The 3,259-nt window shown below is 75.2% G+C and carries 2 protein-coding genes; both read left to right on the top strand.

The window, feature by feature from the left end; translation table 11 throughout:
* The first annotated feature begins 68 nt into the window (after positions 1 to 68).
* Entirely contained in the window at positions 69 to 1,616 is a 1,548-nt protein-coding gene (locus tag PSH25_RS28695) for a hypothetical protein (RefSeq protein WP_238662007.1), read from the top strand.
* A gap of 54 nt (positions 1,617 to 1,670) precedes the next feature.
* Positions 1,671 to 3,071 carry a polyprenol phosphomannose-dependent alpha 1,6 mannosyltransferase MptB gene (gene mptB / locus PSH25_RS28700; RefSeq protein WP_238662008.1) on the top strand — a complete coding sequence of 467 codons (1,401 nt, stop codon included), beginning with the start codon at positions 1,671 to 1,673 and terminating at the stop codon, positions 3,069 to 3,071.
* Positions 3,072 to 3,259: the final 188 nt, after the last annotated feature.

A 3,259-nucleotide genomic window follows, 5' to 3' on the forward strand; every position in this document is an offset into this window, starting at 1 on the left:
GGACTGGAGTTCAGACGTGGGCCCTTCCGTTCTGGCGGTGCCCATCGGCGGCGACCGGGGCCGGCGTGGTGCTCGCTGTCGCGTTCCTCCTCGCGCCGCCGATGGGCACCGACCTCGCCGCCCAGGTGGCCCGTGCCGGGTTCACCGAGCGGTACGGGTCGGCGCCTGTCGACTTCGGCTGGTACGGCGGCGTCAACCAGTACGGCTACAGCCTCTTCACGGCCCGGCTGGGCGCGCTGATCGGGGTGCGTCCGCTGGGGGCGGTCGCCGCCGTGGTCGGCGCGGCCGCACTGGGTTGGCTGTTCACCCGCAACCGGGCCCGCCGGCCGCTGCTGGCCGGCGTCCTCGGCGCGGTGGTACTGGTCGGCAACCTGGCGAGCGGTCGGATCACCTTCGCGGTGGGGCTGGCGTTCGGGCTGCTGGCGCTCTGCGCGGTCAGCGCGGAACGCCCACCGCGCTGGCTCCGGTTGACGCTCGCCGCTGTCTGCGCCGCCCTGGCGACGGCGGCCAGCCCGGTCGCCGGCCTGTTCACCGGGCTGGCCGGCGCAGCGCTGCTGCTGGCCGCCCTGCGTACCGGTGACGGGCCGGGCCGCCCGCTGCCCGGAGGCTTACGAGCCGAGCGACCACTGGCCGAGGGGTTCGTCCTGGCCGTGGCGCCCGCCGTCACGCTCGCCCCGATGGCGTTCGTCTTCGGCAACGGCGGCACCCAGCCGTACTCGGCCGAGTCGATGCGCATCAACGTCGCGCTCGCGGTGCTGGTGGCGGTCGTGCTGCCGCGCCGCCGCCGGGTGTTGCGCGTCGGCGCGGTGCTCACGGTGCTGCTCCTGGTCGGGGCGTACTACCTGCCGAGCCCGATCGGGTCCAACGCGCTACGACTGCCGATGCTGTTCGCCCTGCCCGTGCTTGCCGGGTACGCCGCGTTGCCGGGGCCGTGGCTGGCCGGGCTGCTCGCCGCGACCGTGTGGTGGCAGTCCCCGGTGATGGTGAGCGACGTGACCCGGGCCGGCGCCCCGGAGAGCGCCGCGAGCTTCTACCAACCACTCGTCGCCGAACTCGACCGGCGGCAGCCGGCCGGGCGGGTGGAGGTGGTGCCGCTGCGGGACCACTGGGAGTCCGCGTACCTGCCGCCGACCGTGCCACTGGCCCGGGGCTGGGAACGCCAGGTCGACAGCGACCGCAACGCGCTGTTCTACGACGGCAGCCTGAGCGCGCAGACGTACGAGCAGTGGTTACGGCACGAGGCGGTGAGCTACGTGGTGCTCGCCCCGGACGCACCCGCCGACCGGTGGGGCCGCGACGAGGCCGCGCTGATCCGCGCCGGCCTGCCGTACCTGCGGGAGGTCTGGCGTGACCCGACCTGGCGGATGTACGCCGTGGTCGACCCGACCCCGCTGGTCGGCGCCCCGGGTCGACTCGTCACCGCCGACCGCGGCGCGGTCCGGTTGGCCGCCACGCCCGGGGACGTTCCGGTCCGGGTGCGCTGGTCGCGCTGGCTCTCGTTGAGCGGCCCGGACGGCTGCCTGCGACCGGGCGCGGACGGGTGGACCCAGGTGCGGGTCCGCGCCGCCGGCGACTACTCGATCTCCAGCGGGCTGGCACCGGCGCGCCACTGCTGACCGTCCGGGTGCCTGCCGTCGGCACCCCGCCGTGATGCTGGCAGCATGTCCGGCGTGCCCTCCCACCTCGCGCGCTGGACCGGCCTGGCCGGCTCGATGCTGCTGGCGCTCACCGCGTTCCTCGGCGGCGCGTTCCCCAGCGGCCCCCTGCGCAGCACCCCGGTCAGCATCTGGCAGGGGCCCAACGGCCCGCTGATCCTCGCCGCCTGGCTGGTCGGCACCGGCCTCATGGCGTACGCCTGGTGGGCGCTGCGCGACGGGGGACCCTCGACGCGGTGGGCCCTGCTCACCGTCGGGCTCTGGCTGCTGCCGTTGCTGGTCGCACCGCCCTTCGGCAGCCGGGACGTGTACGCGTACGCCTGCCAGGGCGCCAGCTTCGTCGGCGGCATCAGCCCGTACGAGCAGGGCGTCTCCGCGCTGCCCTGCCCCTGGCTGGACACCGTCTCGGTCATCTGGCGGGACACCCCGGCGCCGTACGGGCCGCTGTTCGTGCTCATCGCGGGCGCCGTGGTGAAGGCCACCGGTTCGCTGACCGCCAGCATCGTGCTGTTCCGTGCGCTGTCGCTTGTCGGCGTGCTGTTCACCGCGTGGGCCCTGCCGGCGCTGGCCCGCCGGGCCGGTGTGCCGGCGAAGCGGGCGGTGTGGCTGGCGTTGGGTTCCCCGCTGGTCGCCGCGCACCTGATCGGTGGTCCCCACAACGACGTGCTGATGCTCGCCGCGCTTGTCGGTGGGCTGGCCGTGGTGGCCGCGCACCCGGGCCGGCGCGGAATGCTGCTGGTCGGCGGGCTGCTCCTCGGAGTCGCGGTGGCGATCAAGGTGACCGCCGTGGTGGTGGTGCCGTTCGCCGCGCTGGCGGCCACCGCCGGGCCGTACCGGATCCGCACGCTGATCCGCGACGGCGGCTGGGTGGTCGGCGGCGCGGCCGCCACCGTGGTCGGGGTGACCATCGCCGGTGGGCTGGACTTCGGTTGGGTCGGCGGGCTGTCCCAGGGTGGCGCCGCCATCGCCTGGACCTCCCCGCCGACCGCTGTCGGGCAGACGATCGGGTACGTCGCGGCGCTGTTCGGCGCTCACATCGACGCGCTGCCGGTCACCCGCGGGATCGCCGTCGTCCTCCTGGCCGTCCTGCTCGTCTGGCTCTGGTGGCGGGCGCGCACCCGCGACCCGCTGTACCACGCGGGTCTCGCGCTCGCCCTCACCGTCGCGCTCGCCCCCGTGGTGCACCCCTGGTACTGGACCTGGCCGCTGTTCGTGCTGGCGGCCACCGCCCAACGGACCCGATGGTTCACCGTGGTCGCCCTGGTCGCGTCCTTCCTGGTGCTGCCCGACGGCACCGGGCTGCCCCGGTACACCAAGACGGTCGGGGCGCCGCTGATGACGCTGTTGGTGATCGTGCTGGTCATCCGGTTGGTACGGTCGGCTCGGGCGGCCCGTCAGCCGGTCGCCGCCGACTGAGGGAAGGTGCGCCGGTGACCGCTCCCGGCGCGTCGCCCCCGCCGGTCGGTCGCTACGCCCGGTACGCGGGCCTGGTCGCCCGTTCGGCGCGGTTCGTGGGCCTGGTCGCGCGTTCGGCGCGGTTCGTGGGCCTGGTCGCGCGTTCGGCGCGGTTCGTGGGCTCGGCCGCGCGTTCGGCGCGGTTCGTG

The sequence above is a fragment of the Micromonospora foliorum genome, from assembly GCF_022229015.1.
Taxonomy (GTDB): Bacteria; Actinomycetota; Actinomycetes; order Mycobacteriales; family Micromonosporaceae; genus Micromonospora; species Micromonospora foliorum.